The sequence below is a fragment of the Pseudomonas sp. genome (genome assembly GCF_032058845.1).
Taxonomy (GTDB): domain Bacteria; phylum Pseudomonadota; class Gammaproteobacteria; order Pseudomonadales; family Pseudomonadaceae; genus Aquipseudomonas.
Window position 1 is genome coordinate 1,847 of sequence record NZ_DAMCCR010000144.1, and the last position, 6,810, is coordinate 8,656.

At 66.5% G+C, this 6,810-nt stretch carries 5 protein-coding genes; all 5 read left to right on the top strand.

Annotated features, from left to right (window positions below):
* The first annotated feature begins 64 nt into the window (after positions 1–64).
* The 5 genes from RT028_RS18955 to RT028_RS18975 all read left to right on the top strand — a co-directional run bounded on the left by RT028_RS18955 (position 65) and on the right by RT028_RS18975 (position 6,631).
* Complete coding sequence (locus RT028_RS18955) at positions 65–979, top strand: histone deacetylase (RefSeq protein ID WP_312936831.1); 915 nt, start codon at positions 65–67, stop codon at positions 977–979.
* A 202-nt stretch (positions 980–1,181) separates the two neighbouring features.
* Positions 1,182–2,423, top strand: coding sequence for a TIGR03862 family flavoprotein (locus RT028_RS18960; RefSeq protein WP_312936827.1), 1,242 nt, complete (start codon positions 1,182–1,184; stop codon positions 2,421–2,423).
* A 175-nt stretch (positions 2,424–2,598) separates the two neighbouring features.
* A complete protein-coding gene (locus RT028_RS18965; protein WP_312936828.1) occupies positions 2,599–3,114 on the top strand; it encodes a sigma-70 family RNA polymerase sigma factor in 516 nt (171 codons plus the stop codon).
* Positions 3,101–4,063, top strand: coding sequence for a DUF4880 domain-containing protein (locus RT028_RS18970; protein WP_312936829.1), 963 nt, complete (start codon positions 3,101–3,103; stop codon positions 4,061–4,063). Before RT028_RS18965 ends, RT028_RS18970 begins: the two co-directional genes overlap by 14 nt.
* Before the next feature lie 93 nt (positions 4,064–4,156).
* On the top strand, positions 4,157–6,631 hold the full coding sequence (locus tag RT028_RS18975; protein WP_312936830.1) for a TonB-dependent siderophore receptor: 2,475 nt from the start codon (positions 4,157–4,159) through the stop codon (positions 6,629–6,631).
* The last annotated feature ends 179 nt before the right edge of the window (positions 6,632–6,810 follow it).

A 6,810-nucleotide genomic window follows, 5' to 3' on the forward strand; every position in this document is an offset into this window, starting at 1 on the left:
GAGCCACTGGCCGCCGCTGGCCTGCAACTGGCAAGATCAGCGCTGGCCCGACCTTGAGCTGACCATGCCGCTGCCGCTGATCTACCACGACGACTACAGCCCGGACTTCCCCGCCGAGCACCGCTTCCCAATGGACAAGTTTCGTCTGCTGCGCGACCACCTGGTGGCCAGCGGGCTGACCCGCGATGAAGACCTGATCCGCCCGGACTTGTGCCCGCGCGACGTCCTCGCCCTGGCCCACGACCCGGCCTACATCGACCGCTATCTGACGGGCGAGTTGTCGCGCGAGGACCAGCGCCGCCTGGGCCTGCCCTGGAGCGAGGCGCTGGCCCGACGCACCATTCGCGCCGTCGGCGGCTCGCTGCTGACCGCCGAACTGGCCCTGCAGCACGGCATCGCCTGCCACCTGGCCGGTGGCACCCACCACGCCCATTACGACTATCCGGCCGGCTTCTGCATCTTCAATGACCTGGCGGTGATCAGCCGCTACCTGCTCGAGGCCGGCCGCGTGCAGCGGGTGCTGATCTTCGATTGCGATGTGCACCAGGGCGATGGCACCGCGCGCATCCTCCAGGACACCCCGGAGGCGATCACCGTGTCGCTGCACTGCGAGCAGAATTTCCCCGCGCGCAAGGCCCACAGCGACTGGGACATCCCGCTGCCGCGCGGCATGACGGATGCGGCCTACCTGCAGGTGGTCGAGCAGGCCCTCGACTACCTGTTGCCGCTGTACCAGCCCGACCTGGTGCTGTACGACGCCGGGGTCGACGTGCATCAGGACGATGCCCTGGGTTACCTGAAGCTGACCGATGCAGGCGTCGCAGCACGGGACGAATGCGTGCTGCACCGTTGCCTGAGCCGCGACATTCCCGTGATGGGCGTGATCGGCGGTGGCTACAGCAAGGATCGCGAGGCGTTGGCGCGGCGCCACGGCATCCTCCACCACAGCGCCGCGAGGGTGCTCAATTACCCACAATGACTGTGGAACCGCCTGTGGATAACCTGAGCGAAAGGCGCTGCAGGCCACGGGGAGCCTGAGCTGTAGCCATCTGTACATTTTTCGTACAGCGCTTTCGATGGGGTTGCCAATGGGATATTCGGAGTCCGTTGGCCGGGTCAACTCGCGCGATGAGCTCGCTGAGGTAGAATGCCCGCCCGTTTTCCACAGCCTGCCGCCGCCCATGACCGACGCTACGCCCCGCCCTCCCCTTGTTGCCGTGATCGGCGCCGGACCTGCCGGGCTGATGGCGGCCGAAGTCCTGGCCAGTGCCGGGGTCGCGGTCGAGGTGTTCGATGCCATGCCGTCGGTGGGTCGCAAGTTCCTGCTGGCCGGGGTCGGCGGCATGAACATCACCCACTCCGAGCCCTACCCGGCCTTCGTCGCGCGCTATGCCGAGCGCCAGCACACGCTCGACCCGCTGCTCCAGGATTTCGATGCCACGGCCCTGCGCGCCTGGATTCATGGCCTGGGCATCGACACCTTCGTCGGCACCTCGGGGCGTGTGTTTCCGACCGACATGAAGGCTGCGCCCTTGCTGCGCGCCTGGCTCAAGCGCTTGCGTGAAGCCGGCGTGGTTATCCACAACCGCCACCGCTGGCAGGGCTGGAACAGCGACGCCAGCCTGCGCATCACCTGCCCCGAGGGCGAGCGACGTGTGCAGCCCAGCGCCGTGGTACTGGCGTTGGGCGGCGGCAGCTGGGCGCGTTTGGGCTCCGACGGGGCCTGGGTGCCGTGGTTGCAGGCGCAGGCTGTGGATATCTCGCCGTTGCGACCGAGCAACTGCGGTTTCGAGGTCAATGCCTGGAGCGAGCTGCTGGTGAGCAAGTACGCCGGCGCGCCGGTGAAGAACATTGCGCTGTCGGTCCCAGGCGCCGCGCCGCGCAAAGGCGAATTCATCCTCACCGCGCAGGGGGTTGAAGGTAGCCTGGTGTACGCCTGGTCGGCGCCACTGCGCGCGGCCCTCGAGCGCGACGGCAGCGCCCGACTGCTGCTCGACCTGCTGCCTGACAAGCCTGTGGACAAGATCGCCCAGGCCCTGGCCAGACCCCGTGGCTCACGGTCGATGGCCAGGCACCTGCATGGCCAGTTGGGCCTCGATGGGGTCAAGGCCGGCCTGCTGCGCGAGCTGACGGACGCTGCCACGTTCAGTGACATGCCGCGCCTGGCGCAGGCGATCAAAGCCTTGCCCATCACCCTGCTGCGCACGCGCCCGCTCGACGAGGCCATCAGCAGTGCCGGCGGCGTGCGCTTCGAAGCGCTGGATGCCGGCCTGATGCTCAAGGCAATGCCTGGGGTGTTCTGCGCGGGGGAGATGCTCGACTGGGAAGCGCCTACCGGCGGGTACCTGCTGACCGCCTGTTTCGCCAGCGGGGTACGGGCCGGACGGGGCGTGCTGGCGTGGCTCGGTCGGCCTGTCGAGTGAAGGCTGAGGATGCCCGCCCCTGCAAGCCAACGCTTCACCCCACCACCACTCATCCGACCGCCCTCGTCAACCCGGCAACATTTCCCTGGTATGCCATTGCCCACCCGCACCCGCGCGCATAGAATTGAGAACGATTAACAATCATTCCTACATTCCAGTTCGGGTTTACATCGTCATGCAGGTCAATCACACGCTGCAAACGGCCGAGGTCGATCTGCTGTACCAAACCCATCACGCCTGGCTGCGTGGCTGGCTGTGGGCGCGGGTGGGCTGTCGCGAGAACGCTGCCGATCTGGCGCAGGACACCTTCGTGCGGCTGTTGCGGGCCCGCCAGAGTGGCCCGCTCAAGCAACCTCGCGCCTACCTCAGCAGCATCGCCCGTGGCCTGATGATCGACCAACTGCGCCGCCGCGCGCTGGAACGCGCCTACGCCGACAGCCTGGCGCACCTGCCCGAAGGCGAAGTGCCGAGCGAAGAGGCACGGCGGGTCATCCTCGATACCCTCGAACGGCTTGACCGCGCCCTGCACCAGCTCAAACCGCGCGCCCGCCAGGCGTTTCTGCTGGCACAGCTCGACGGCTTGAGCATCGCCCAGATCGCCGAGCAGCTGCAGGCCTCGCGTGCCACGGTAGAGCGCGATCTGGCCCGTGCCCTGGGCGTCTGCTACCGGTTGCGCTATGCCGATGCCTGACCACGGCGCATCTACCGCGCCGGGTCAAGCCCAGGTCGAGCAAGCCATCGAATGGTTGGTACGGCTGCGCTATGACCGCCCCAGCCCACGCACCGAGCAACAGTTCCAGCAGTGGTTGGCCAGCCATCCGCATAATCCGCAGGCCTGGCAGCGGGTCAGCAGCCTGGGCGACGAGCTGGCCGGATTGCCCAGCGCGATCAGCCGCAGCACTCTGGACAACGCTCAGCGCCAGTGCATGACCCGCCGCGATCAACTCAAGCTGCTAGGCGTACTGGCCATGACCGGCGGGCTGGGCTGGGTCAACCGCGAGCCGCTGGGGCTCGAACGGTGGCTGGCCGACAGCCGCACTGCCACCGGCGAGCGGCGCACGCTGCTCGGCAGCGATGGCAGCCGCCTTCAGCTCAATACCGACAGCGCCATCGACCTGCGCTTCAGCCCCGACCTGCGTCAGCTGACCCTGCTGCACGGTGAAGTCAGCCTCGAGAGCAACGCCAGGGACTTTCGCCCCTTTCACATCAGCACGCGCCTGGGCCAGTTCGAAACCCTCGACGGCCAGGTGCTGCTGCGCGAAAACCTCGGCGGCTTGCTGGTGGCCGTCAAGCGCGGTCAGGTGACGGTCGCAGGCAGCGCCCTGAGACCGCTGACTGCCGGGCAGGTCTGGCAGCTCGATCGCAGCGGTCAGTTGCACGCGGCACACCTGAACGTCGACCCGTGGGGCTGGACCGAGGGCGTGCTCAGCGTGCAGCAGATGCCGCTGCGCGCGTTTCTCGATGAACTGTCACGTTATCGCCCAGGCTATCTGCGCTGCGCGGATCAGGTCGCCGAGCTGAACGTCTCCGGCACCTACCAGCTGGCCGACACCGACCAGATCCTGCAGTTGCTCGCCCGCAGCCTGCCCATCCAGGTGCACTACCGGACCCGCTATTGGGTCAGCGTCGGGCAAGTGTGAAAAAAACGTGAAAATAAATGAGGTGGAATCTCATTCTCGTACGGCCTGAAGGAATAAAGCCCCAACAGTGGCCCCAACCTTCAGGAGCGTTGCATGATCCACCCCGTCTTTCCCCGCCATAATCGTCTGCGTAGCGCCGTGCGCGCCGCCTTGCTCGGTATGACCCTGGCCAGCACCAGCGGCCTGCCGCTACTGGCCCATGCCGCCCCGGCCAGCCAGGCCCAGTTACGCGACTGGCGCATTGCCCCTGGCCCCTTGGCCGCAGCCCTCGACCAACTGGCGCGTCAAGGCGGGCTGAACCTGTCGTTCGACGCCGCCAGCCTGCAGGGCAAGAACAGCCCTGGCGTGCAGGGCCGCCACAGCAGCGCCGAAGCGCTGGCGATTGTGCTGCAGGGCAGCCAGGTGCAGATCCACGCACAGAGCGACAGCAACTTCCTGCTGATTCCGGCCGCCGACACGACCGGCGCGCTGGAACTCGGCGTGATCGACATCGCCAGCAACCACCTCGGCACCACCACGGAAAACACCGGTTCCTACACCACCGGTGCAGTGACCATCGGCAAGACCGCACAAAGCCTGCGCCGCACCCCGCAGTCCGTCACGGTGGTCACCAGCCAGCGCCTGAAGGACCAGAACATCACCAACCTGACCACGCTGCTGGAGCAGACCCCGGGCGTGGTGGTCAACCTGTTCGACAGCGAGCGGGTGCAGTACTACTCGCGCGGTTATGCCATCGACGCGATCCAGTACGATGGCGCCACCGTGGTGCAGGGTAGCGGCGGCGGCTCGTTCGTGCAGAGCGATGCGGCGATCATCGACCGTGCGGAAATCCTGCGCGGGGCCACGGGCATGCTGCGCGGCGCTGGCAACCCGTCCGGCACGGTGAACCTGGTGCGCAAGCGCCCCACGGCCGAGTTCCAGGGCGAAGGCAGCGTCACCCTCGGCACCTGGAACGCCCAGCGTTACGTCGCCGATATCTCTGGCCCACTGACCGAAACCGGCAACGTGCGCGGGCGGATGATTGCCGTGCACGACGACCGCGATCACTTTCAGGAGTCGCGCAGTGAGCGCAAGGACGTGCTGTACGGCGTGCTGGCCTTCGACCTGAACGACAACACTACCCTGACCACCGGCCTGGAATGGACCAAGCTCGACGCCACCGGCGCCTGGGGCAATCTGCCCGCCGACTACGACGGCAAGGCCCTGCCGTTTGGCCGTAGTACCTACCTGGGCGCCGACTGGAACCGCTGGAACCGCACGAACCTGCAGACCTTCGCCGAGCTCGAACACCGCTTCGACAACGACTGGTCGCTCAAGGTCATGGCCCAGCGCACCCATTTCGAGCTGGCCGATGACGGCTTCAAGCAGACCTACATCACCCGCGCCGCGGGTGCCAGCAACCCGACCAGAAATCCCTACCTGATGAGTTATCAGGTGGTCGAGGGGGATGGCGGGGAAAGCCTGCAGAACAACCTCAGCGCCACCCTCAACGGCCCGTTCGACCTGTTCGGCCGCACCCACGAGCTGATGCTCGGCGTTGAGCGCACGCGCAATGACTCCTACGCTTCGGCCACCGCCAACACCCAATCGGGCCTGTTCGACCTGCGCAACTGGGACCCGAAACACAGCCTGGCCAACCCGAAGATCCCCGTCACCGCGCACCCGGTACGGACCCGCACCACCCAGGAAGGCGCCTACGCCACCTGGCGCATTTCCCTTGCCGATTCACTGACCGCCATCGTCGGCGCGCGCACCAACTGGTACGACTACGAGCAGGAAAACAACGTGCGCAGCAACGGCACGTTCAGTGTCGACAACGAGCTGGTGCCCTACGCTGCGCTGATCTACGACCTCAATGACAACTTCAGCACGTACGCCAGCTACACCGAGATCTTCAACCCGCAGACCGGCACCGATATCAGCGGCTCGGTGCTCGCGCCGGTCACTGGCGAAGCCTATGAAACGGGGATCAAGGGCGAGTTCTACGACGGTCGCCTGAACACCTCGCTGGCGTTCTTCCGCATCTATCAAGTGGGCAACGCGCTGGATGACATCAGCGGCCCGAACCCCTGCCTGCCCAACTATGCCACCGGCTACTGCAAGGTCGCGGCGGGCAAGAACCGCAGTCAGGGCTTCGAGCTGGAAATCTCCGGCGAGGTGCTGCCGGACTGGAACATCGGTGGCGGCTACACCTACAACACCACCGAGTACCTGAAAGACACCACCAGCAACACCGGTAACGCCATCCGCACCACCGACCCCAAGCGCATGCTGCGCCTGTTCACCAGCTACCGCCTGCCGGGCGAGCTGAACAACTGGACGGTGGGCGGCGGTGTGCAGGCGCAGAGCAGCATCTACAACCGCAGCGGCACGGTCGAGGCATCGCAGTCGGGCTACGCGGTGTACAACGCGCTGGTCAACTACCGCTTCGACGACCACTACTCGCTGCAGCTCAACGCCAACAACCTGTTCGACCGCAAGTACTACCGTCAGGTGGCACCGACGGCGACCGGCTACTACTGGGGTGATCCGCGCAACGTGTCGGTGACGCTGCGCGGGACGTTCTGATTCAGGCGGGGTGGCAGCGCGTTGCCAGGGCCGGTCGTCAGACCCGGCACCGTGCGCTGCCGAGCCGGTCAGCTTGACGCGCCGTGCGCCCTGCCGACAGGCGCGCCATGCAACACCATGACCAACCCGGCCATCAACGCAGCCGCCGTGCTCTGCCGAGCCGGTCAACTTGACGCACC